Here is a 24444-nt window from a genome sequence, read left to right as displayed (position 1 = left end):
TGTAGCGGCTGAATGAAAAGTTACAGATTAGTTTAAACTATTTATTAGTCAGTCAGCACATTTGTTACAAATGTGGACTTGGACAGGAGCCAGAGCAATAAGAATACGGCTGCCCACTTGAGATAAACATAGTAAAAGTCATTCGTATCTTTGTAGCGGGTTTCTTTGATTTCTGCTTTTTCAAGTCGATCAATCTCATCAAAAACCTGTACCAAGGCTTCTTTGTCTGAAACTCGATAGAACTTACCATTTCCAATTTTGGCAATTTCACGGAGGGTAGATTCGTCAAAGGTATTTTCCACCAACCTAGGCCTGCCAAAAAAGTCTGTCCCGAAAGGAACTTTCCCATCTTTCCCGATGGCAATCACATACATTTTGATGTTGTAAGCATTGGCCAAATTTGCGGCAGTGATGGGATCGACATTACCGGCAGTATTGTCCCCATCACTCAGTAAAATCATGACTTTTGATTCCGATTCGGACTCACGCAGAAAGTTGATTCCAGAGGTGACCGCATTTCCAATGGCTGTTCCTCTACTTTCAATCTTATCAAAATCAATGTCCTCAATCAACTCGTAAAGCAAACCATAGTCGGTTGTTAACGGACAGGAGGGCAATGCATCTCCGGAAAAAATCACCAACCCAATGCGATCTTGAAACCTTCCAGCAACAAAATTTCTTGCTACCTCTTTTGCAGCTTCTAATCTGTTTGGTAGAAAATCCATGATCTGCATAGACTCTGAAATGTCAATATTCAGCACTATGTCGATTCCTTCACTCCACTGCTCTATTTGTTCGTTGGTCGTTTGAGGGCGTGCCAAGCTGGTCATAATGAGTAACAAGCTGAGAACAAAAAAGACCGGGGGAATGAATCTGAGGTAAGTGATAGGATCACTTTTTAAATCTTTTTTTGTCAAGGCTACGGGCAGCTTCTGACTAAACTGATTGATGATGAGCCATCGCAGAATGAAAATCAATGGTATGGCCAACATTGCATAGAACCATAGCGGATTGGCCCAATCGAAACTTTGAAATTTTGAAGGGCTAAACCATTCAAATGAAAACCAGCTAGCTGTCTTATTTTCCATCTTTGATTTCCTCTATTTTCTTAGCATAACGATGCTGTGTGAAGTCTTCAATTTGTTGAAAGTCCTGGAACACGTTTTCCTGCACTCGTTTTCCATACACCACGCGATCCACAGATTTTAAAGGTTCCTCCAATTCTTGAGTGAAATCTTGACGCAGGATTTCCTTTGTTGTAAATACAGAAAAAGGAATTTTGTCTAATCGCTGTTGATACCTTTTCCAGAGTACCAGCGCTTTTTCAGCCAAATCTGGATCAGGATCAACGCTCAGTCTTTTGATGTATCCGCTGAATACCTCAGAGAATTGTTCATATTGTCCACGTAGCCTTCTCAACTTGAACCATTTAATGATTCGTTTACCAAAAATGAGAAGGAGCACGATGGTCAAAATGATCACCCCTCCTAATATGTAATACATCAGTGGATAGTTGAATTCAGTATCCACCAGTTGATAGTCCAGGTTTGTTTTTAGTGTGGTAGTATCAGTAACCACAGGAGCCAATTCTGTCAAAAATATGGAGTCCAGCGAAGTTTCGATGATGGTGGAATCACCACCCGTAAGTATCGTGGCTGGTAGTTTTAGATACTGAACCTTGTCAATCTCGAATGATTGTAGTGTATAAATGGTACTATCGTAGGCCAGATTGTTTCTGATTTCGGTTGGAAAAAACTTTTTTCCACTTATTTCGAATGGAGTGAAAGCATAAAGGCTATCCGGAAATACCATCTCTTGAGAAGGTGGGTAAGTTGCAGATATCCAAAAATTCACATTTTGGCCAATAACCAGACTATCCTCTAGAAATCCACCTCTCACAGCAACCTCTTGTGCGCTTAAGTTTACTGAGCACACAAAAGCAATTAGCGCTAACCAATTTTTACTTCGTCCTTCTTGCATTGCTTCTGTTTCTGTGTCTAAATAGTTTGATTAGTTTAGGTACATAATCGTCCTCAGTACCAATGGAAACATAGTTGACATCATTTCGCTTACAAAAGTTTTCCAGCGAATCTTTGTTTTTCCCATGTGTCTTTTCAACAGCATTTTTAAATTCTTTTGAAGAGGTATTTAACCACACAGTTTTACCCGATTCTTTTTCGTAAAGTGGAACGATACCGAGATGTGGGACAGCAGATTCTCGCTTATCAGAAATATGGACAACTACAAGGTCATGTTTTCTCGCAAGGCCACGCATTGAATGCGTGAAATTTTCATCAATGAAATCTGATATAATGAAAACGATTGTTTTTTTATTGAGAAGATTTAATGTGTATTTGATGCCTTCATCCAAATTGGTTTTTCTGGATTTTGGTTTTAGCGTAAACATGCGATTGATTATTTCATAGGCGTGTTTAACTGTTTTGCTTGGCTTCACATAATCTTCTACCTGATCGGAATAGCACAAAAGACCGACTTTACTTCCTTCACGAATTGCTGAAAGAGCTAAAAGGCCCGTCATTTCTTTGGCCAGATCAATTTTCTGTCGATTGTCCTTGCCAATCTCTTGTGATGCAGAAACATCTAAGAGAAAAAAAACAGTCTGTTCCTTTTCTTCAATGAATGTTTTCATGAATGTACCATGTCCTTTGGCGGTTACGCGCCAGTCAATGTTTCGAACATCATCCCCCCATTGGTAGGGGCGTACGTCATCAAATTCCAGACCGGATCCTTTAAAGATGGAATGGAAGTCTCCTTGCATTTGCGAATTAATCGCTTTTCTTATGCGTATTTCGTACCGTCTGAGCCTTTTAAGGATTTCCTTCATTTCAAGTTTTGTGCTTTATCAAGTTTGGCATTAATATGGCATTATTGATAATTGCTATGCATGTATGATCTTTGCTAATGATCAAACAACCTTTGACCTTCAAAATTATATTTTCACGAATTTAATGACTGATTTGAGAAACATTTTTTTAACCGCTCTTGTAATACTTTGTGCTTGTTCAACTTCTGACGTACCTGAAGATCTTTTGAGCAAGGAAAAAATGACGAAAGCGATGATTGAAATTCATCTGCTGGAAGCGAGAATCAGCAAGCTGACGATTGATCCACGCGATAGTGCACAAGCCGTCTATGATCATTATGAGAGGCTTTTGTTTAAGGATCTTGAAATTAACCAAGATCAGTATGAGCGGAGTTTTAATTATTATGTTGACAATGCCAATGAATTTCAAAAAATTTATAATGCTGTGGTAGATTCTTTGATGGCAAAAGAGAAATTGTATAGAAAGTGAAAGTATATCCACAGGATATCGAGCAAAATTTAGGTTTTGATCAGATAAGAACTCTATTAGCTGGGTTTTGTCAAAGTGTACGAGGCGAGCAACTTGCTAAAAAAGCTAAGCCAACTGAGAGTTATGATGTGTTGATGAAATGGCTAAGTCAAGCCAAAGAAATGATTCAGCTTAAGGGGAGCTCCGATGAGAAGGTTTCATTCGAATTCCCAGATATGGACGACTACCTTGTCCGAATAAAGGTTCCTGGATCTTTTCTCGACCCTCAAGACTTTCACGAATTGAAAAGGGGAGTAAAGACGCTTACTTCCTGGATTCATTTTTTTCAAAAAAAAGGAGATGACTTTCAAGAGTTATTTGCTTTATCAAGCAGCATAGCTATTGATCCCAATCTTTCCATTCATATTGATAAAGCCATAGACGATAGAGGAGAGGTTAAAGATTCTGCTTCTCGAGAACTCTCAGAAATAAGGTCAAAAATTGCTAAATCTGAGAGAGCGGTACGCTCAGCAATTCAGAAAATACTGAAAAAAGCAAAAGAGGATCAATTCACTGATGACGACAGTACGCTTACCGTTAGAGATGGACGTTTGGTCATTCCGCTAAAAGCAGAGCATAAAAAGAGAATCCAAGGATTTGTTCACGATGAGTCGGCTACTGGGCAAACAGTTTATTTAGAGCCTGGAGAAGTTTTAAACTTGAATAACGAAGTACGAGAATTAAAATATGCTGAAAAGCGTGAGGTAATTCGCATACTAATATCCTTATCTGATCATGTGCGCGCCAATCTTTCTGAACTTAAACGAGGAGCAGGGCTTTTGGAAAAGCTTGATTTTATCCATGCAAAAGCACTTTTAGCCGAATTGATTGGTGGAGTAATACCCGAAACGACCAATTCAACTCAATTTTCGTTGAAACACGCGTTTCATCCTCTATTGCTTCTTGCTCACCAAGAAAGCGGAAAGTCGGTGGTGCCATTGGATCTTACGCTAGACCATGAAAAACGTATTTTGATCATTTCGGGACCAAATGCAGGAGGGAAATCGGTCGCCTTAAAAACAGTAGGCTTGCTTCAGTATATGCTTCAAACAGGTCTTCCTGTCCCAGTCAAGGAGGAAAGTAAAATGGGTGTGTTCTCATCCATCTTTATTGATATTGGAGACACGCAATCCATCGAAGACGATCTCAGTACTTATAGTTCTCATTTGACTTCAATGAAGTACTTTCTTGAGCATACGGATAAGAAATCCATGTTCTTGATTGATGAATTTGGAAAGGGAACTGAACCTCAGTTTGGAGGAGCCATCGCGGAGTCTGTTCTCTCTGAATTGAACAAGAAGAAAGCTTTTGGAATAGTGACTACTCACTATCAAAACCTTAAGAAGGTGGGCGATGAGACAGCAGGTTTAATCAATGGTGCTATGAAGTATGATTTGGATGCTTTGGAGCCACTGTTTGAACTAGAGGTAGGAAAGCCGGGAAGCTCTTTTGCTTTTGAAATAGCTGGCAAAATTGGACTTCCGGCTGATATCATAACATCAGCGCGAAAGAAAATAGGAAGTTCCCATGTCGCATACGATCAGCTGCTCAATCAGCTGGAGAAGGAAAAAGCGCGCTTTGAGAAACTAACCAAGAAACTTGAGAAGGATCAATCTGATATTGTAAAGGTTCGCAAAGACTATGAAGATTTACGAAGCATGCTTGAGGAAGATAAGAAGCGGATCATCAAGGAAGCTAAGAAAGAAGCAAACCATATTCTGGAGAATGCGAATAAAGATGTAGAGCGAGTAATTCGCGAGATCAAGGAAAGCAAAGCGTCTAAGGAACGGACCAAAGCAGCCCGGCAGGAATTGGATAAGAAAAAATCCAAATTCAAAGAAAAGTCTGACACCTCTTCTAAGCCTAGTTTAAAAGTAGGCGATCCTGTTAGAGTGATGGGGCAGGAGACTACTGGGGTCATTCAAAAGATTAAAGGAAAGCAAGCAGAGGTGCTCTTTGGATCAATGAAGTCAATTGTTTCAACCGACAAACTGCAAAAAGCGAATGCTGATCCACTGGTCAGCTACCAAAAGAAAGTAAAGAAACTGGGGATTGACATAAGTCACAAGATGGCCAATTTTGAGCACGAAATTTCCATACGTGGCATGCGAGCAGATGAAGCAATGAATAAGGTTGAAACGTTCATAGATGAAGCTCTTTTAGTAGGAGTTGATGAAGTTCGGATTGTTCATGGTAAAGGGCATGGAGTTCTTCGTGAGATTGTGAGAAACGTAACTAAGGGACATACCAGCATTGCGAGTGTTGAGGACGAACATGCTGATAGAGGTGGAGCAGGTATATCTGTGATTAAACTACAATGAAGAAATTTAGTAGCAGCCAACTGGCCTTGAGAAATGGAAATGATCGGGAAGAGATTTGGATTGCTTACCAAGGGATCATTTATGATGTCACGGATTCCAAATTATGGAAAAACGGACAACATTATGAACATTGGGCTGGACAGGATTTGACTGAAGAATTGCAAGATGCTCCTCACGATACAAAAGTTTTTGAGAAATTACAGGTGATTGGACAGCTAACCAAATGAAGATTATCGAATCAGGAATAAAGAATGTACGGGCACATGAAAGTGTAAAAGTGGTGATGCCGAGCAACCTGTATGATTGCGAGCTGGCGGAAAATGTGTTTGTTGGTCCATTTGTTGAGATTCAGAAAAATGTACGAATAGGCGCCAGGACCAAGGTGCAATCTCATGCGTTCATTTGTGAGCTTGTTACGATAGGAGAAGATTGTTTCATCGGACATGGTGTTATGTTTATCAACGATCTGTTTTCATCTGGAGGGCCAGCAGGAGGTGATACTTCCAAATGGAAAAGAACATCCCTCGGAAACAATGTTTCCATAGGGTCAAATGCTACCGTATTGCCCGTCTCTATTTGTGATAATGTGGTGATCGGTGCGGGAACGGTTGTCACCAAGGACATCACCGAATCGGGAGTTTATGCTGGGAATCCTGCTAAGAAATTAAGAAGTTTATGAGCGTACCCTTTGTTGATTTAAAGGCTCAATATGAGTCCATTAAGGAAGATATTGATTCAGCTATTGCCAGAGTGATCAATGAGACCTCTTTTATTGGTGGAGCTATTGTCAAATCATTTGAATCTGACTTTGCGAAGTATGTTGGCATCAACCATTGTATAGGAGTGGCCAATGGTACAGATGCAATTGAAATTGCTTTGAAGTCACTTGGTATTGGAGAGGGGGATGAAGTCATTGTTCCTGCCCTTACATGGATGAGTACAGCGGGAGCAGTGAATGGCGTGGGAGCAGAGCCGGTTTTTGTAGATGTGCTGGAGGATGAGCGAACAATCGATCCTGCATTGATTGAAAAAAAAATCACAGCGAAAACCAAAGCTATCATTCCTGTTCACCTTTATGGTCTTCCCTCCAGAATAGAGAAAATTATGCAAATAGCTCGTAAGAATGAGCTATTTGTAATAGAAGATTGCGCTCAAGCTCATGGTGCAGAAATTGATGGTAAGAGCGTAGGTACTTTTGGTGATATTGCTACTTTTTCCTTTTATCCTGGAAAGAACTTGGGCGCCTATGGTGATGCTGGCGCGATTGTAACAGATGACAATAAGTTAGCTGAAACCTGTAGGATGTTGGCGAACCATGGTCAGATTAGTAAACATGATCATCGGATTGTGGGAAGAAATAGCCGGTTGGACACCATGCAAGCGGCTATTTTGAAAGCCAAGCTCCCATATTTGGAAGGTTGGACCAATGCTCGAATTCAAATAGCAAAATGGTACGATGCTAAACTTCAAGGAGTTGTAAAACCTATAGTGCCTAAAAATATGAGGCATGTCTTTCATCTCTATGTTATTCAATCTACAAGAAGGGAAGACCTAATATTGAAACTCAAAGAAGCAAATATTGGCTACTCCATTCACTACCCAACCCCATTGCCACATCTGAAGAGTTACGAGTACAAAGGGCATGAGCGAGGGGATTTTCCTGTGGCAGAGAAGCTTTGCAAGGAGATTTTGTCCATGCCAATGTTTGCTGAATTGAGCGAAGAGAAGGTGGGTTGGGTGTGTGAGGTATTGTAACTGTTCTTCTGCTAGGTACATCGGGTGATGAAGTACTTCAATAATTTTTCGTGAAAATTGAAAATTACTGATTCAGAGCAACCAAGAGTGAATAACTTTGTATGCAGGAAAGGTCAAAGCCATTCCTATACTACCAAAAATTCAATCGCTTTATGCTCAAAAGGCAGTTCAAGAGTATTCTTCGTAAGAATATCATGACTTCATCCTTTTTGGATGTTTACTTTATTACAAAGTTTTACCTGGATGAAAAGGGATGGACGCGAAGCAGAAGAACCAAACGACCAGTGACAAAAGATGGCGATAGCCTTCCGTGGCTTACCTACCCCGCTATTGAATTTGTAAAGGAGAGACTCAAATCGAACTTCGAGATTTTCGAATTTGGAAGTGGGAATTCTACACTTTTTTTTAGTGAAAGGGTTCAGTTGATAATCTCGGTTGAAAGCGATAGAGACTTTTTTGAATTACTTCAGCCGCAGTTATCTTCAAAAAAAAATGTTGAGTATCTGTATAAGAACTCAGAAAATAGTGAATTCAGTGAAAGTATACTACCGTATAAAGAGAAGTTTGATGTTGTTATAGTAGACGGAGCAGATCGTGTCAATTGCGGCATTAATGCAGTGGATGCGCTTAAGAGTGATGGCGTGATTATTTGGGATAATTCAGATCGCAAAGAATATCAGGACGGATACGATTATTTAATAAAAAAGGGATTCAAAAGAATTGATTTCGTAGGTCACGGCCCGATAGGATATAAAGAATGGGCTACCTCTATATTTTACCTTAAAGAAAATTGCTTTGGTATTTAACGAATAGCCTACTCGAAAACATATTCTTGAATTAAATCAACTTTACTCTTTGGTACAAAAAAGCAATTTCGAATACCATCATCCTCATCTCTTTTAATACTTTTTACCTGTTTTAAACCTTTTGAGGTGTGATTGAAGAACAGGTAATTGTGAGATAGCATAACCTCCTCTAGTTTATCCTCTATTGTATTGAATAGTGTTTCACATATCACTATCGGTTGATTTCGTTCTATGGTGTCCTTAGCATTCAATAAAATATCCACTTCAGTCCCTTCTGTGTCCAATTTGATGAGGTCTATTCTATCAACGCTGTTGATATTACAATAATGATCTAGCGTCATAGCTTCAACTTGTATGGGTGTAAATCTCGATGGGTCTAATTTTGAACCTGCATTTCCTTCACCTGCTAAATTGTGCTTGAGAAAACGATATTTTGTATTGTACACCACATGAAACTCTATTGTGCCTTCATGATCAGCAATGGCATAAGATTCTATTTTAACATTCTGATCAATCTTATTAATATTTATATTCTTTTTTAAATAATGAAGTGGTCCTGCTGCTGGTTCGAAGCTAATAACATCTATGTGAGGGTTTGACTTTGCAGCTATGATTGAATAATATCCTATGTTCGATCCAATATCTAAAAATCGTTTAGTTTTTTTTGCCAGACTGACGAACAAATCAGAATACTCAAAATTCTCAGGACCATTCCAGAAAATAAGTTTGGCTAAATAGCTTGTTTGATTCATGTGGAAGGTGAAACTAAAACCTCCAATTTCCACCTTCATTTTCCCAGATGGAGGTATTTTGAAAAAGCGAGGAAACAATGCTTTATTCAAATTCCTAAGCAAATAATTAATTGAAGGATGATAAATGGTTTTATATATAAGCTGAAGCATTTTTGACAATTGTGTCTTACAATTTTAATGAAATTTTGAACCTCCGCTTCTCGACTTTCTTTTTTTTGATTCTTAATTAACCATATCTTCTTAACTGAAAACCATTTATTTGTAATCGAATATAGTAGGCCTATTTTACTGGCTAAAGCAAAGATGTTATAGATGAAAATTGCAATGATTTTGGATATGGATTTTCCACCTGATGCAAGGGTGGAGAATGAAGCAAGAAGCCTTGCCAAAGATGGACATGATATCCATCTATTTTCTCTTTGCTACAAATCATTCGAAGTTGATTTAGAAGATTTTGGTTTTCTGACCATTCACCGATTCAAAGCGAGTTGGTTAATCTATAAGTTTTCTGCTCTTGCTTATGATTTACCGTTCTACAAATGGTTAGTTAAGCCTAAGATAAGGTCCTTTTTGAGACAAGTTAATCCTGATGCGATACATGTTCACGATATGGTAATAGCGGAGAGTATATTGGAAGCTACTGGGAAAATGGATCTTGTTAAGATCCTTGATTTACATGAGAATAGACCTGAAATAATGGAATATTACCCTCATACAAAAAAAATTCCAGGATCGCTTTTGATCAATCTAAACAGGTGGAGAAGAGCTCAATTTGATTTGATTAAAAATTTTGATAGGGTAGTTGTCGTGACAGAAGAAGCAAAGAATTATTACGCTAAACAGATTCCCATCAATGACTCGAAATTTTTAGTAGTTCCTAACACACTTCATCCAGATGTATTTAAGGTGGAAGACCAAGATCAAGAAAAAAAATATGACTCATTTTTCACCATCCTTTATATAGGGAATACTGGAATAAGAAGAGGAACACTTCTGGCACTAGAGTCTCTAAGATTGATCAAAGAACAAATCCCAAGGGTTAAACTTTTGCTAGTTGGAGCAAGCTCGGAAGATCAAACATTAAAGACTTACGCGGAAGATAATAGCCTTTTGGATTTGGTTGATTTTTGTGGATGGATGCCTCCTGAATCACTTCCAGCATACATTGCCGCATCAGATGTGTGTATATCGCCGCTAAAAAGAAACCTGCATCATGATACTACTTTTGCAAATAAGATATTTCAGTACATGGCTATTGGGAAGCCAATACTGGTTAGCGATTGTCCACCGCAAAAACGAATTGCTGAAGAGAACAAGTGTGGCTTAGTGCACGAAGCTGATTCAGTTGCTGATTTTGCTGAAAAAGTAATAGCTCTGTATAATAATGGAAAAGGAAGAATAGAAATGGGGGAGAATGGTAAGAATGCAGTCATGCTGAGTTTAAATTTTGAATCTACTTCTCGGGATCTTCGTGATTTTTACTTATCCAGTGATTCAAAATCTTAAGGTTTAGGTTAGTTCTCTTAAGTCTATTTTTTTTGAAATCAATGAGTTGTTCAAGAGATAAATCACCTTTAACTAATTCCATTAATGCAGCGTTCTTGTCAATAAAGTTAGCGTATTGAATGTAGCTCATCATAAAAACTTCTCTTTTCATTATTTTGTTAATCCCCTTCTTACACAATCTAAAAGCATAGGCAATTTTAGCAATAGTGTACGTTTTTAGCGTTGGAATTACGACTTTGAAACCATTGACGAGATATTTATTCATCAGACTATTATTTTCGACAATCAACCGTCTTTGAAAATTTCGTTTTCTCCTGGATCTAGCTGGTAATCCTAAACTGTGACCTATCATTTTTTTAGCAAAAATCGGATTGAAAACTCTTGTTTTAGCTGAAATGATTTGTAGGGTATAAGCGGTTAATGAAGTGAGTTTTTCTAGATAGAAGGCATCATAGTAAAGTTGATTGTTATCAAAATTATATCTTGAAAGTATTTTAGTGAGGTCATCTTTTATCTCTCTTAGAATATCTGAAGATATCAGTTTACTTTCGATGTTGAAGTCGATCAGGAAATTGGCAATGGATTTAATTGAGGAGTTATCCTTTTTCTTAATCGTTGGAACTTCTGCATAATGGGAGTAGACTAATTCCCCTCCGGCTGTTATTATCATGTCATGCGCCTCAGCTTCTTTACGCGTACAATAGTTCGTATGCAAAGATTTGAGACTATTGATCATACCATCCGTGTATTGCTGATTCTCTTCTAGAAGGGTATGGAGTAAATGAGTAAATTCATCATTTTGAGCATGCATCTTATATGCGGTATGATTTATCTCAAAATTCTCAGCAATTTTTGAGGCAATTTTCATATCGTCACTTTTGGGGTGACCAAAAGTGAAAGTGTTGATTTCTATGTCATCTTTTATTAATTGAGAAAGTACCATTCTGCTATCTAACCCCGCCGTTAGCGTAAGGCTAGCAGAAGATGATAGTTTAGGGATCAATCGAAGTGTTTCCGAAAATACTTCTCTAAACTCTTTCTCCGAAGTGGGTATTGTTGTACACTTCCAATACTGATTGAATTTTAAATCCCCATGATTATCGATTATCGTTATAGATGCTCCTGGAAATTTATTTACACCATTGAAAATGGTTTTTTCACCTAATACGCTCCCTAATGCCACCATTTCTGTAACACCAAGCTCGTTTAACTCTTCATCCTTGAAAGATGCCAATGAATCCGAAATCACGAATGAGCCTTTGAGTTTTTTGTAGTAAAAAGGAAAAAAATTTAAATGATCACTAAACAGTTTAAGCTCACCATTCTTCTTATCCTGAATTGCAATGGAGAAAGTACCATCAATTTCATCAAGTTTGAGGTTTGCAGTTTGATGAAGAATGGCTATGTCTTTTGAATTGAGCCACTTCGCAGGACTAGTCCAATAACCATTACCTCTTACAAAAACGATCAGCTGATTGTCCTCATAGAGATCATCATGAATGAATTCTTTTGAAATATTTAAGTGATACTTTTCTGTTCGAAATTCAACCTTTGCTTTCATCTTTTCTTATCAACGAAAACACAATCATAGATCCAAAACATAGAATAATAATTGAGCTGAAAATTAGCATGATCAAATTGCCTGTGGCCACTTCTTTAGGATCAAACGTAAAAACGATTTCATTTTGTCCTGCAGGAACCGTTAGCCCTCTCAAAACATAGTTAGCACGAATTATCGGAACTTCTTCATCATTAATGAAGGCTTTCCATCCATCTGGATAGTGGATTTCAGAAAAAACAGCAAATGCATCTGTTGAGTTAGTAGATTGGTAAGTAAGTTTTTTGGGTGATTTTTCAACCAAATTGATTGCTCCTTGTCCTGTTATTATTTTACTTAATTGAATGTCAAACTTAGACACATCCACGACGGCTGTTGTTTTGGTATCAATTTCAATCACCTTGCTAATCTCTTCGATAGGAGACGATACCTTTTCTATAGTAGACACAAACCAAGCGTTTCCATTGGCACTTGGATTTTGAATTACATTTTCCGGATTCGGGCCATATTTTAAGAACCCTGTATTCAGCATATTTAGGATATGGTAGGATGAGAACTGAGGACTCCCGGACTGAAGGTCATTTATGAGTTCATTCATTTCTGGACTAATTCCTCTCACGATCAAATCTTGATACCTTCCGAGTTTAGCTCCGTGATAACCGCCAATTGAAGAATGTAGGTATGAAGTTTTTGACTCGTTGAATGTACCTTGAAGGTTGAGTACTCGAGATCCCGAAGTATTATTCTGTAAGATCACCTCATCAGCAGGGGTGGGTTTGAAGTAGTTGTTAATTGCATTTTCTTGAAAGGCCTCTTTCTTCACATATCGTTTATTCACTGAAATAAGGTCAATTGATACCACCCCAATAAGTATAAAGATTGCGGTCTTGAAAGCCATTTTCTTTTTATGATGTAGCCAAACGATCGTCGCAGAAATAAACACAATAAAGGCCGATCTCATCGCATCAATCCTCAGCAATCTTTGACGATCGTCTCTAATAGCATCTAAGTACCAGTCTGGAATTTGTTGTGCTAATAGTTGATCATCTGCTGCTCCTTTATATGAGCCCATCCCTGCAAGAATTGCAGCGACTAAAGCGAATCCGCCTGTTATGGCGATAGCTATCACAAACTGCTTAAACGTTGGCAATTTATCTTCAATAAGCACCTTTTGAAGTGCTAATGAACCAAGAAGTGCAATTCCAAAAATGGAAAGAATAATCACGAAAGTGACGGATCGAAATTTGTTGTAGCCCGGTAAGTAATCGAATAAAAAATAATTGACCAATTGAAAGTTTTCTCCCCAGCTTAATACTATACCTAAGCCAGTGACAACCAAAATCCAGTTTCGATGTTTTTTTTCTACAGTAAAAATTGCAAGTACGGACAAGAAAATCAAGGTGGCACCAATGTAGTATGGAGCGGATAGGCGCTGCTTTCCCCAATAGGTAGGAACGGATTGTATGTTTTGTTTCACTTGATTTCGAGACAACCCTCTCTTTTTTAATTGCTTAGCCAAATTAGATCCATCGGATAATTCTTGATTTGAAGCTCCACCAAAGAAATTAGGAATGAACAAAACCAAGGGCTCGGCGATACTGTTACTAAACTCGAATGCATAGGACTTCTCAAGACCTGACAATCGATTGTCCAATTCACTCGGACCTCTCATGGAGTATTTTGAGTATGAAGTGATCGTTCTCAGCATTCCAAAATTGGCACCAATGCCAAGAGTAGCTGCAAGCAAAAGAATTGGAACTTTTAATTTGAGACTTTTGATATCCTTCTTTTTAAAAGATTGTATTAATTCACTGATTCCATAAATTCCAATAATTAGCAATAAGTAGTACGTAATTTGAAGGTGATTTACGCGTATTTCTAGAGCCAAGGCTAGCGCAGTGAGGACAAACCCCCATTTATACTTACCATCAAAAACCAATCGTATTCCAGCTATTACCAAAGGAAGAAACGCAATGGCAGCAATGCGTGAATTATGCCCTGCTATTATGCCAATGGTCATGAAAGTTGATACCCCATAGCCAATGGACCCAAGCGAAGCAACAAGGCTATTTACATTGAATGTTTTGAGTAAAATATAGAAGCAGGCCATGGCAAGAAAAATCAGACTATACGGCCTAGGTATGCCCAAGCTTATAAGCGTTTGAACATGTTGTGTTAAATCACCCCAATATTTTGTTGAAACTAAATATGCCGGCATTCCCGAAAACATAGAGTTGACCCAAAGAGCTTCTTCTTCATTGGTGTCTCGATAATCGATAGCTTCTTGAGCTCCTCCTTTCCACTGCAAAATGTCGTGCTGATTCAGCACCTTTTCCGAAAATAGACCATGGTGAAAAATCACCGCTACAAGAATGAAGAATATGAGAAAAGACAGTAAATGAGGGAAAAGATCCTTAGTAATTTTTTTCATTTTGTAAGCTTGATTTTAAGGAAACGTTCAAAAGTAGCATGAATCAGCCTATTGATATCATCAGATATTCTGAAACGATATATCAGCGAAATAAATACAACTGAGGTAAGTATTGAACGAATTAGAATATTAATTATCGGATGTAATTGAGGTTGAATGAGAAATGCAATAGTTGAAACAACGATTCCAATTATTGCCAGAGGAACATGAGATTTCATGAAGGGATGTATCCCAAAGTGATACCTTACAAAGGTCAGTTTCAAAATATTGTGAAATAGAATAGTTATCAGGTAGCTGATTCCCGCCCCATTTAATCCCCAGATTGGTATAAATATTACATTTAAAGAGATCAGAGTTATTGCTGCGAGGATTTGAAAGAGCAGATTGTATCTATACAGGTGCGAAAAATTTATTACTTCGCTGGCAAAGCTGGACGCCATTAGCACCAATTTTGCGGTGCAGACATATATGACAACCCAAAATCCAAGTTGGAAAGAATCCCCTTTAGGTATAAAATCAAACAAGTCGTTTAGGTTGGTTGCTATCCCCATAAAAAGCAGTAAACCTATAACTGACATGGTAATAGAACTTTTTCTATAGATCTTATTAACCTCGACCATGTTTTGCTCTTTCAATTGCTTAGATATGATGGGCGCAATTATATTGGCCATGTTTCGTCTTGGCATCTCTACTATCATGGCAATAAAAAAACAGGTGGTAAAAATGCCATTCATTTCTGATCCCAAAGTGATTGTGATCTGATCGTAGGTGATGTTATTCAGCACGCCAAAACTCCCTGCCATTAACATTGAGTAAAAGCCAAATTTCATCAATTTTATTCTCCACTCTTTTGTGATAATTCCAAAATGGAAATCGAATCTTAGTTTATGAATCAAAATAATTTGAAGGAACAATATGATAAATGCTAGAAGGTAGACGAGACCTAATCCCATGATCGCGTCATTAAAGCTCCACCAGTGTACGGCATAACCAAAGACGAGTAGAAGTGAAGCTACTCTTAAGTATATATCTCGTAAAAATGATGGAAATACAATTTTCAAGATGATACGACTGTAGGCAAAGAATAGCTCAAAGAGGCTGTTAGAAACAATAATGATGGCAGTAATGGATAGGAAGTTGATAAATGTGGGGGCAGAATCAGCATATCTGGCTGCAATTAGATCACGCATCAAGTATCCAATGGCCAGGATCAATGCATTGCCCAGAAGTGTAATGAGTAAAAGAAAGGTGAAAAATCGATTTCTATTTTCATTTTGAAAGTTCGGGAAATACTTAAGAAGAGAGCTCCCCATTCCAAATGAGGATACGGGAGAAATAATCATGGCATTGGCTGTGATTAAGGTAAACAAACCAATCTGATCTAGGTCAAAATATTCTGCTCGAAAGTAAAGCGCATTTAAGTAGCCAACGATGACTCCTATATAGGCAATGACCGTCCCCCAAAAACTTTGCTTAATTACTACTCCCACATTGACTATTTAGAAAAACCACAATTTAATGGAAAGCGCTACGACCATCACCAAAAGAATCAGTCGAATCAATCGGTCGCTTTTTCCTACTGACCAGCGACTGCCGACCCAGGCGCCTACCGAATTTCCTGCCGCAAGCACCAATCCATATTCCCATTGAATCTTACCCTCAATGTAAAATACCGTTACGGCTGCTGCGGTATAACATAAGATCACGAAAACTTTTATGCTATTAGTCTTAGCCATGTTGAAGCCATGAATGCTCGTGAGTGTGGCAATAACGAGAAAGCCTATTCCTGCTTGTATAAATCCTCCATAGATGCCGAGAAAAAAGAAGACCACAACACTTGTCCAAATCTTACCTTTTGAAAGCAGTTCCTCAGGATTGATTTTAATGGGTGGGCGAAAAATGGATATGGCCATAACGACAAGCATGACAATTGCAAGTATCCGATTAAAGATCTGGTCGCTAATGTCAACAGCAATGTTTGAACCAATAATTGCACCGATGATTGCCGGTATGGCCAAATAGATCGCGAATGGAAAAACGTAAATACCCTTACTTCGATATCCAGCTACTGAGAAGATGTTTTGTATGAAAATGGCTACTCTATTTGTTCCATTAGCTTCCGCTGACGGCAATCCCATGAAAATCAGTAATGGCATAATTAGCAATGATCCACCTCCCGCGATGCTATTCACGAAACCGGCAAATGCACCAGCAGCAACCAAAAGAATACCCTCAAGTAAAGACATGTTAGAGCTTGTAGTCTGTGAGTTTGCAATCTAATTCATCCGAACATTCAGCAAGCATTTGCATCTGTGTTTTTCCGGTTTTTGGATGACATTCTAAGGGGCACATTTCTACAAGAGGAATAAGTGTGAACCTCCGATCAGGTATGCCTGGATGGGGAACGGTTAGATTTTCTTTTGCTATCAGTTGGTCGTGATAGTATAGTACATCAATATCAATGCATCGCTCACCCCATTTTTCTTTTCGTATTCTCCCTAGCGCTTGTTCTATATCGAGCAATGTAGACAAAAGGGCTTCAGGCTCTTTAGAGGTATTTATCTGAAGTGTTACATTTAAAAACCAATCTTGATTTATGTTGCCCCAAGGCGCTGTTTCATAGATTGAAGACTCATCTAAGATGTCAATTCCAGCCTTAATTAATAATATTTCGGCTTCTCGAAGGTATTCCAACCGATTGCCCATATTACTGCCTAACAGGATGTAAATTCCGTTCATACACTTTCTTAATCCAAAGTTTAGGAACCTCGTCTTACTTTTGCGGGTTTCAAAGACAAACTAAACGTACCAAATCAAAATACATGGCTTTTTTAAGAAATCTTTTAGCCACCATTCTCGGACTGATCATTTTTACCTTCATTGGTTTCTTCATGCTCGTGGGTGTTGTAGCTTCTGCTTCTTCAGATGAAGTGCCAACTGTTAAATCAAACGCTGTGCTTCATTTTCCTATGTCGGGTATCCTTCTGGAGAAAGCGGTAGAAGACCCATTCCTGAATGCTTTTGGAAATGGACCCAAGCCCCTAAGTCTTCTTGATATCATTACAGCTATTAACTATGCGAAAACGGATGAACGGATCAAAGGCATTTATATCGAGCCAATGTATTTAGCCAGCAGCTATGCCGGACTGCAGGAGATTAGAGATGCACTTTTAGATTTCAAAGAGTCTGGAAAATTTGTATATGCATATGGAGAGTACATCAGTGAATCGGATTATTATGTAGCATCTGTTGCAGATAGCTTGTTTTTGAACCCGACTGGAGCTATTGAATTCAATGGACTAGCTGCGAATATTACTTTCATGAAGGGGATGTTCGATAAGTTGGACATCAAACCAGAAGTATTTAGAGTAGGGGATTTCAAAAGTTATGTAGAGCCTTATATCCGTAAGGATCTAAGCCCTGAAAACAGGTTGCAGTATACCGAACTGTTGAATTCAATGTACGGAACCTATCTAGGCAATGTTTCCAATTCAATTCAGATACCGGTAGAGAAACTGCAAGATATTTCCAGTCAGATGAAGGTAAGTCTGCCGCAAGATGCCGTCGATGTGGGATTGATTCACAAACTGGGCTATGAAGATGAGCTAAAAAGTGTCATGAAAGAAAAACTTGGATTGAGTGATAGCAGAGATCTTCGCACGATGAAGATGAGCAAATACATTCAGGCAACAGCTGCAGAAAGTAACTATTCATCCAATCGAATTGCAGTTATTGTAGCTGAAGGTGATATAGTCATGGGCGGTGACGAAGGGATTGTGGGAGCCACATTTGCAGAAGAAATTAGAAAAGCCCGCAATAATGACAAGATTAAGGCGATTGTTGTGCGAGTAAACTCAGGAGGAGGGAGTATGACTGCTTCAGATATGATCTGGAGAGAGTTGATGCTGACAAAAGGTGAAAAACCAATTATCGCCTCAATGAGTGGCGCTGCTGCTTCAGGCGGCTACTATATCGCCATGCCAGCAGATACAATCATTGCACAGCCCAATACCATTACCGGATCCATAGGAATTTTTGGGATGTGGTTCAATTTTGGTGAATTTCTGAAAAATAAAATTGGAATAACCCACGATGTGGTGAAGACTGGAGAGTACTCAGACATTTATACGGTAACGCGTCCTTTGCGAGATGCGGAACGAGCGATTATTCAAAGGGGAGTAAATGAAGGCTATGAAGTTTTCACACAGAAAGTAGCAGATGCACGAGGCATGTCACAGGCCGATGTGAAAAAGATTGCCAGTGGAAGAGTTTGGAGTGGAGAACAAGCTGCAAAAAATGGACTTGTGGATATGCTAGGTGATTTCAATGATGCAATTGAAATAGCCGCGCGAGCTGCGGATATTGAAGATGATTACAGTGTTTCTTACTATCCAAAGAAGAAACCATTCATCGAAGAGATCTTGTCAAAAATGAACTCAAAGATTCAGTTTACACTATTCGGCTTAGACGCTGATCCGTTGCTGAAAGGAGCCAAAGAGCTAGAAAACCTCAAAGGATTGCAAGCCAGATTACCTGGAAACCTAGAGGTTTACTAATCCCTCCAATGAAATGAAGGTATGTGCAATGGATGAGTTGCTACCTTTATCTTAAAAATGTCTATCGCATACAAACTAGGAGATATTTCAGATTTAGCGGCATTAATTAAGGCTGGAGATGAGTTGTTCGACTATCCGGTAAAAGAGCATCGGGCAAAGGAATTTCTGAACGATTCTCGTCATCATTTATTCCTTGCCTATGATGGACAAGCGGTTGTAGGCATGGCTTCTGGACTCCATTACGTTCACCCTGATAAAGATCCAAGCTTATTCATAGATGAAGTTGGAGTTGTTGATGCTTATCAAAGTTGTGGGATTGGGCGAGAACTAGTAAAAAAACTTGTCGCATATGCTCGAAAAGAACTGGATTGCAAGGAAGCATGGGTCTTAACCGACGAATCAAATTTAGCAGCACAGAAAGCATATTTTGCTGCTGGAGGTAAAAGGGAAGATGAGAAATTTGTACTGATTGAGTTTTAAAATAGTTAGCTGATTTGATTTTTGTTTGAAGCAAACTGGACTTCAAAACTCCCTTGATTCACCCATTGATTATTTAATTAGCTTCATCAACTACTTTACGAGCCCAATCACCCATTTCCAATAAATATCCCGGCGGATAAATGCCGTATGGAGCCCATAATATTTTCCCTAAACTGTGATCGGCTCCTTCCCATACTTTGTATTCAATCGTATGCTTTTTGTTTTGCATAATTTTTTCTATAGCAGCCACGCACTCAGCTGTTGGAATATTGATGTCAAGTTCAGCAAAGGCATAAAAGAATGGTGTTTCAAACGGTTGTTCGAAGTATTTCTGCGGATCATATGCACTGCTGTGACCTCTTCGATGTACGTAGGCTTCATTGTAATTACCCACACCAACAAGAAAAGGAAGCGTTGATCCGCCATATTCATTCCAGGCGGCAGACATTCTTTGATTCAGATCATCCTTTGCTTTGTTGAAGTAATCAGGATTTCCATCTGACTTACTATAGAAAGTAAGAACATCATGATAAATGCTCATGATTTTCTCAACGTCCTTTGGGTCTGAATGCCATTTTCGCATCAGATGACCCATCTGATACATTGCCAGCTTTTTGAAACTCACTGTAGACCCTACGGTAGCGTGTACAAAAGAGATGTCATTCCTCTCGCTTGCTATCTGGGGTCCAAAGAGTACACTCTCCGAATTTGTCGCCAATCCAATGCTTTGTGGTTTTATTTTATTATTCGATTTCAAATAATCTATTGCACTATAAATGTCGGCAATGAGTTTGTCGAAGTTCTCATTCCTGAATGTCCCACCAGACTTTCCGATACCACGTTTGTCATAAGTGAGGACTGCAAACCCCCTTCTCACAAATTCTTTGGACTGTACAGTCAGTGGACCTGCGCTACGCGTTGCTCTTCCCGAACCTGGTAAAACGATGACAACATCGAACGGACCATTTTGATCACTTGGATAATGCAATGTTCCCTCCAGTGTTACGCCCTGGCTTTCAAAGTGCACGACCTCTGTCGGTGTTGGAAAGTACATGAACCTAAACCAGAACGCAAAGATTGCCAGACCAAGTAAGACCATGAGTCCTAAAATAGAAATACCAACGCGCTTCCAGATTCTTCTCTTAAATATGATTTTTTTCATAAGATTTACTTAATGGAACATTCTTTTGTTTTAATGAACTACGTTTAGTTCTCTTCTAGGAATTCAAACGACTCCAGTTTGACCACCATCCATTTATTTCATCATTATATAAACCTTAGGCCAGCGAAATAAGGAGCTTCATTGATGATTAGTCACAATAAATCTCGGTCACTGAATCTTTGTGGAAAAGAATTGAACCTGTTTTTTATGTGATGTTTTTGTGAAGGTAAAACTTGATGATTGGCAGACGTATTTTGTTAAAAAAGATTCCTTATGAATGTTATTGCTGCAGGATCATTTATAGCTTATGTCGGATTGATTAGCCAAGCTGCACATATTTCAAAGAACAGAGAAATTCGAAAACTGGAATTTATGATAATGGAAGTTTTGCTTTGTCTTGCAACGGCAATTCGAAAGAAAGAGTCCTAACCTTATTTTAGTTAGTCACTTTTGACCAGTAAAACCACCAATCATTCCTCCATTAACTTCCGCTTTATTCCTTCAAGGCGAGTCTTTCTTGGGATATGAAGAGCTTTTCGTTCCCATCTAACGAGAAAAAAAGCCAGTGCAAACATCCCTATGATTAAAAACCACTTTTCCAAAGAAGCTCCGAAGTAGAGCATTTTACCTAACGTGAAAAAGCCGACTGGTATCAGGTAATAGTAAATCATGATGGTCGCTATTTGAATAATCGAATGGCTATTGGCAATGGCATGATCCAATTCACCCAGCATTGATCGGTCAAATTTTTGCTCATTTTTCTTCCTCCGAACTCTAAAGGCAATCAAAAAGACTACCGTCAACGCCATAATTACAGCTCCGGCATAATCCCACAAGCCTTCCTCGTCAAGGATTGCATCAGTAATCAGTACTACAGATACAATGCTGTTAATGATCATTAGGCTAATCTCAACAATGTTAATTCTTCTGCTGGCTGCTTTTTTTTTGCTTGTAACGCTTTTGTGAAGTGCAGTTTCATTTATTGCGTACATAGTTTCTCCTTTTTGTTCATCCCAGATTTTTTGCATTTCCTCAAACTCCATATTCGTATTGTTTAGAGTTAGTTACTAATTGCTTTTTGATTCGATGAATCTTCACACCGATGTTGCTTTCGGATATCCCCATCATTTCAGACATCTCTTTATAGCTATATCCATCAAGAAGTAGAAGTGTCAGAGAGCGATCAATCTCATTGAATTGCTTTATTTGGTTGTATAGCCAGCCTACCCTTTCATCTTTCGCCTCGTCGCTGACTATTAGCACATTCGTCATTTTTTCAACTTCATGATGTCCCATTACGTGCTTCTTTTCCTTGGTGCTCCATTTGATTGCCGTGTTTAGTGCAATCCGATAAAGCCACGTGGAAACAGCAGAAGAACCTCTGAAGTTTGGTATAGAACGGAATACTTGAATACATACATCCTGAAACAGATCGTTCTGATCGTCGGAGGTATAGGCATAGGCCCTGATGATTTTAAAGAGTAACGCCCGGTATCCAGCCAGCCATTCGTCAAAGATTTTACGCTGTTCGCTTTCTTTCATTTTCGAATCGTTACCCCACTAGTCCAGGCAAAAGAGAATTTCTTACAACAAGCAGAAAAAAATTAATTGAGCTGATCCTCAATGCTCTTGGTTACATGAGAATCCACCTCACCTGTATGAGCTGTACTCTTGTTTTCTATAAGCATAATCTGACATTCTTCTGCCGATGAAACACGATGATTGACAGCCTTACCTACTACATAGAAGTCTCCTTTTTTCATCGTAAATGGTTCTTTCCCTTCTTCCTCAAAGAGTAGTTCCCCGTCGAGGATAAAGAATGCTTCATCTTCATTGGTATGATTGTGCCAGGGAATATCTTCACCTTTTATCTTGGCCACCTTGACATAGGTGTCGTTTACTTCCCCAATGACTTTCGGAGAAAAGTACTGATTGACCTGAGATAGATAATCTTGAATATTCATTTGATGGAGGGTTTAGTTAATAGTCTAGACACGATTAGCGAGTAAAGCCCAAATATTTTGATAAGAAGAATGAAGAAATCTCTTTTGGTCATAGGTTTGGTGAATTATTCTATAAATCTAGCAACTGATCACTTTTTACTAATCACTTTCCACTGATATTTGCACCATGCCCATTCATGACCTTGTAGTAACACCAGAAATTGGATTCAATTCTGAATCTCTTGAAACACACCTGAAGAACGATGGAAAACTAAAGAAAGGTCAATTTGTAAACATCTTGCGAAGATCAGTGGATGCCAGGCAAAAAACCATCAAGGTAAACCTTCAGGTGGAAGTAAGAGATAGTCAGCCGGAAGTTGAGTACGTAGAATATTTCAAACAAGAGCGTGATGTCAGGAATAGCGACCCGGTAATAATTGTCGGTGCAGGCCCTGCAGGACTTTTTGCAGCAATAAAAGCAATAGAAGGAGGGCTCAAGCCAATCATTCTTGAGAGAGGGAAAGATGTGCAGGCAAGAAGAAGAGACCTTGCAGCGATTAATAAAGATCATTTAGTGAACCCGGAAAGCAATTATTGTTTTGGAGAAGGTGGTGCCGGTACTTACTCAGATGGAAAGCTGTATACGCGTTCGAAGAAGAGAGGAAGCATCCGTCGGGTATTTGAAATTTTGGTCGCGCATGGAGCAACACCAGAAATACTATTTGAAGCGCATCCTCATATTGGAACCAACAAACTTCCGAAACTCGTTACCGCCCTTAGGGAAACTATAGAGCTTGCTGGCGGAGAAGTACATTTCAATACCAAAGTGGTGGATTTCGTAATTGAGGATGGTGAAATGAAAGGGGTTCAAACAGAAGAAGGAGAACGATTGAAAGGAGTAGCCGTAGTGTTGGCTACAGGTCATTCAGCACGTGATATTTTTCGATTGTGCAAGGGAAAAGAGATTAAGATCGAAGCAAAGCCCTTCGCTCTTGGAGTGAGGATAGAGCACCCACAGCCATTGATTGATCAGATACAGTACAAATGCAAAGACAGAGGCGAGTACCTGCCTGCTTCCGCTTATTCGTTGGTATCGCAGACTACCTTAAAAGGTAAGGAAAGAGGAGTTTTTTCTTTCTGCATGTGCCCGGGCGGTTTCATTGTACCAGCAGCAACTTCCCCCGGAGAATTGGTTGTAAATGGTATGAGCCCTTCAAGACGAGATAGCAAATTTGCCAATTCAGGCATGGTCGTGGCTGTGGAACTTGAGGATATCTCGGAGTATCAGAAATACGAGGAACTAGCCGCCATGGAATTTCAGGCAAGTGTTGAGAAAAAGGCCTGGGAAATGGGAGGTAAAACGCAAGTAGCCCCAGCTCAGCGCATGGTTGACTTTGTGAACGGTAAAGTTTCCTCAAGACTCCTGGACACTTCGTATCAGCCAGGTTTGCAACCTGCTGACATGATGGAAGTACTGCCACATTTTATTGGTAAGCGATTACGTCAGGCATTTCAATATTTTGGACAAAAGATGAATGGATACCTCACAAATGATGCTCAAATTGTTGGTGTGGAGAGTCGCACATCATCACCTGTTCGCATGCCAAGGGATAGGGAATCTTGTGAACATGTTCAGATCAAAAAATTATTTCCTTGTGCTGAAGGCGCAGGTTATGCCGGGGGTATCGTCTCAGCGGCAATGGATGGTGAAAGATGCATGGAAGGTGTTCTTTCTTCTTACAAGAAATGAACCAATTCTGAGATGCAAGTATTCTGAAAATACGTGCAAAACACCACCTGATTCTAATCGCAGGTAAGACG

At 39.1% G+C, this 24444-nt stretch carries 23 protein-coding genes; 10 read left to right on the top strand and 13 right to left on the bottom strand.

Annotated elements, in window-relative coordinates; translation table 11 throughout:
- Window positions 1-44: 44 nt before the first annotated feature.
- From ABJF57_RS10250 to ABJF57_RS10240, 3 genes are read right to left on the bottom strand one after another with little or no spacing between them, the layout of a single operon-like run.
- Entirely contained in the window at window positions 45-1088 is a 1044-nt protein-coding gene (locus tag ABJF57_RS10250; protein WP_462228665.1) for a vWA domain-containing protein, read from the bottom strand.
- A complete protein-coding gene (locus ABJF57_RS10245) occupies window positions 1078-1980 on the bottom strand; it encodes a hypothetical protein (RefSeq protein ID WP_462228663.1) in 903 nt (300 codons plus the stop codon). Before ABJF57_RS10245 ends, ABJF57_RS10250 begins: the two co-directional genes overlap by 11 nt.
- Entirely contained in the window at window positions 1961-2845 is an 885-nt protein-coding gene (locus tag ABJF57_RS10240) for a DUF58 domain-containing protein (protein ID WP_462228661.1), read from the bottom strand. Before ABJF57_RS10240 ends, ABJF57_RS10245 begins: the two co-directional genes overlap by 20 nt.
- Window positions 2846-2978: 133 nt before the next feature.
- Between ABJF57_RS10240 and ABJF57_RS10235 the strand changes: the two genes are divergently transcribed.
- The 6 genes from ABJF57_RS10235 to ABJF57_RS10210 all read left to right on the top strand — a co-directional run bounded on the left by ABJF57_RS10235 (window position 2979) and on the right by ABJF57_RS10210 (window position 8235).
- Window positions 2979-3314 carry a DUF4296 domain-containing protein gene (locus tag ABJF57_RS10235; protein ID WP_462228659.1) on the top strand — a complete coding sequence of 112 codons (336 nt, stop codon included), beginning with the start codon at window positions 2979-2981 and terminating at the stop codon, window positions 3312-3314.
- Window positions 3311-5674, top strand: a complete 2364-nt coding sequence (locus tag ABJF57_RS10230) for an endonuclease MutS2 (RefSeq protein ID WP_462228657.1) — start codon at window positions 3311-3313, stop codon at window positions 5672-5674. The genes ABJF57_RS10235 and ABJF57_RS10230 overlap by 4 nt, the downstream gene beginning before the upstream one ends.
- Window positions 5671-5901, top strand: coding sequence for a cytochrome b5 domain-containing protein (locus ABJF57_RS10225; protein ID WP_462228655.1), 231 nt, complete (start codon window positions 5671-5673; stop codon window positions 5899-5901). Before ABJF57_RS10230 ends, ABJF57_RS10225 begins: the two co-directional genes overlap by 4 nt.
- A complete protein-coding gene (locus tag ABJF57_RS10220) occupies window positions 5898-6353 on the top strand; it encodes an acyltransferase (RefSeq protein ID WP_462228652.1) in 456 nt (151 codons plus the stop codon). The genes ABJF57_RS10225 and ABJF57_RS10220 overlap by 4 nt, the downstream gene beginning before the upstream one ends.
- Window positions 6350-7429: a DegT/DnrJ/EryC1/StrS family aminotransferase gene (locus tag ABJF57_RS10215; RefSeq protein ID WP_462228650.1), complete on the top strand. Its 1080-nt coding sequence runs from the start codon at window positions 6350-6352 to the stop codon at window positions 7427-7429. The genes ABJF57_RS10220 and ABJF57_RS10215 overlap by 4 nt, the downstream gene beginning before the upstream one ends.
- Window positions 7430-7530: 101 nt before the next feature.
- Complete coding sequence (locus ABJF57_RS10210) at window positions 7531-8235, top strand: FkbM family methyltransferase (protein ID WP_462236574.1); 705 nt, start codon at window positions 7531-7533, stop codon at window positions 8233-8235.
- 8 nt (window positions 8236-8243) lie between these two features.
- On the opposite strand, the gene ABJF57_RS10205 is transcribed toward ABJF57_RS10210, so the two are convergent.
- Complete coding sequence (locus tag ABJF57_RS10205; protein WP_462228646.1) at window positions 8244-9137, bottom strand: FkbM family methyltransferase; 894 nt, start codon at window positions 9135-9137, stop codon at window positions 8244-8246.
- A 162-nt stretch (window positions 9138-9299) separates the two neighbouring features.
- On the opposite strand from ABJF57_RS10205, the gene ABJF57_RS10200 reads away from it, so the two are divergent.
- A complete protein-coding gene (locus ABJF57_RS10200) occupies window positions 9300-10493 on the top strand; it encodes a glycosyltransferase family 4 protein (RefSeq protein WP_462228644.1) in 1194 nt (397 codons plus the stop codon).
- Here the strand turns inward: ABJF57_RS10200 and ABJF57_RS10195 are convergent.
- From ABJF57_RS10195 to folK, 5 genes are read right to left on the bottom strand one after another with little or no spacing between them, the layout of a single operon-like run.
- On the bottom strand, window positions 10441-12054 hold the full coding sequence (locus ABJF57_RS10195) for an asparagine synthase-related protein (RefSeq protein ID WP_462228642.1): 1614 nt from the start codon (window positions 12052-12054) through the stop codon (window positions 10441-10443). The two genes, ABJF57_RS10200 and ABJF57_RS10195, sit on opposite strands and share 53 nt — an antisense overlap.
- Entirely contained in the window at window positions 12038-14482 is a 2445-nt protein-coding gene (locus ABJF57_RS10190) for a YfhO family protein (RefSeq protein WP_462228640.1), read from the bottom strand. The genes ABJF57_RS10195 and ABJF57_RS10190 overlap by 17 nt, the downstream gene beginning before the upstream one ends.
- Entirely contained in the window at window positions 14479-15972 is a 1494-nt protein-coding gene (locus ABJF57_RS10185; RefSeq protein WP_462228638.1) for a hypothetical protein, read from the bottom strand. The genes ABJF57_RS10190 and ABJF57_RS10185 overlap by 4 nt, the downstream gene beginning before the upstream one ends.
- 9 nt (window positions 15973-15981) lie before the next feature.
- On the bottom strand, window positions 15982-16728 hold the full coding sequence (locus ABJF57_RS10180) for a sulfite exporter TauE/SafE family protein (RefSeq protein WP_462228636.1): 747 nt from the start codon (window positions 16726-16728) through the stop codon (window positions 15982-15984).
- A gap of 1 nt (window position 16729) precedes the next feature.
- Window positions 16730-17221 carry a 2-amino-4-hydroxy-6-hydroxymethyldihydropteridine diphosphokinase gene (gene folK / locus ABJF57_RS10175; RefSeq protein ID WP_462228634.1) on the bottom strand — a complete coding sequence of 164 codons (492 nt, stop codon included), beginning with the start codon at window positions 17219-17221 and terminating at the stop codon, window positions 16730-16732.
- A gap of 83 nt (window positions 17222-17304) precedes the next feature.
- Here folK and sppA point away from each other — a divergent pair, with 83 nt between their 5' ends.
- A complete protein-coding gene (gene sppA / locus ABJF57_RS10170; RefSeq protein WP_462228632.1) occupies window positions 17305-19038 on the top strand; it encodes a signal peptide peptidase SppA in 1734 nt (577 codons plus the stop codon).
- A gap of 57 nt (window positions 19039-19095) precedes the next feature.
- Window positions 19096-19518: a GNAT family N-acetyltransferase gene (locus ABJF57_RS10165; RefSeq protein WP_462228629.1), complete on the top strand. Its 423-nt coding sequence runs from the start codon at window positions 19096-19098 to the stop codon at window positions 19516-19518.
- Between the two features lie 73 nt (window positions 19519-19591).
- On the opposite strand, the gene ABJF57_RS10160 is transcribed toward ABJF57_RS10165, so the two are convergent.
- From ABJF57_RS10160 to ABJF57_RS10145, 4 genes are all read right to left on the bottom strand, one after another.
- A complete protein-coding gene (locus tag ABJF57_RS10160; RefSeq protein WP_462228627.1) occupies window positions 19592-20680 on the bottom strand; it encodes a serine aminopeptidase domain-containing protein in 1089 nt (362 codons plus the stop codon).
- 470 nt (window positions 20681-21150) lie between these two features.
- On the bottom strand, window positions 21151-21723 hold the full coding sequence (locus tag ABJF57_RS10155; RefSeq protein WP_462228625.1) for a hypothetical protein: 573 nt from the start codon (window positions 21721-21723) through the stop codon (window positions 21151-21153).
- Entirely contained in the window at window positions 21713-22222 is a 510-nt protein-coding gene (locus tag ABJF57_RS10150) for an RNA polymerase sigma factor (RefSeq protein WP_462228623.1), read from the bottom strand. The genes ABJF57_RS10155 and ABJF57_RS10150 overlap by 11 nt, the downstream gene beginning before the upstream one ends.
- A gap of 62 nt (window positions 22223-22284) precedes the next feature.
- Entirely contained in the window at window positions 22285-22644 is a 360-nt protein-coding gene (locus ABJF57_RS10145; protein WP_462228621.1) for a cupin domain-containing protein, read from the bottom strand.
- Between the two features lie 166 nt (window positions 22645-22810).
- Between ABJF57_RS10145 and ABJF57_RS10140 the strand changes: the two genes are divergently transcribed.
- Window positions 22811-24373, top strand: coding sequence for an NAD(P)/FAD-dependent oxidoreductase (locus tag ABJF57_RS10140; protein WP_462228619.1), 1563 nt, complete (start codon window positions 22811-22813; stop codon window positions 24371-24373).
- Window positions 24374-24444: the final 71 nt, after the last annotated feature.

Origin of the sequence: Ekhidna sp., assembly GCF_039940915.1 — a bacterium.
Classification (GTDB): domain Bacteria; phylum Bacteroidota; class Bacteroidia; order Cytophagales; family Cyclobacteriaceae; genus Ekhidna.
This window is presented reverse-complemented; position numbering and strand designations above follow the sequence as displayed.